This window comes from Oleiphilus sp. HI0132, from assembly GCF_001635845.1.
The window spans coordinates 1-247 of the sequence record NZ_LWGJ01000649.1 but is presented as its reverse complement, the minus strand read 5'-3'; the positions used below and the strand labels follow the sequence as shown (position 1 = coordinate 247).

Here is a 247-nt window from a genome sequence, read left to right as displayed (position 1 = left end):
TCAGCATAAAATCACTACCGTCATTCTCTTCAGAAGAGGGATAAAACGACTCCGCAAACTCTTTTCTCCCCTCTCTGCTCTTTAAAGGTACAAAATATTCATCAAATGTGGAATCTAAGGCTATTTCACCATTTGATATGCCATAAGCAAACCATGCCCAGCTTAGTACCTTCTTCATCGTCACTTCATACTCTTCGGGCTTAGAGGAGCTATAAGACGCCATAGCATGCCAATATCGGCGTTTTTC

1 protein-coding gene is annotated in these 247 nt (G+C 41.7%); it reads right to left on the bottom strand.

Annotation, left to right across the window (positions count from 1 at the left end; genetic code table 11):
- A partial coding sequence (locus A3766_RS07870) for a hypothetical protein (RefSeq protein ID WP_156508772.1) occupies nt 1-223 on the bottom strand: 223 nt, incomplete at its 3' end.
- Nucleotides 224-247: the final 24 nt, after the last annotated feature.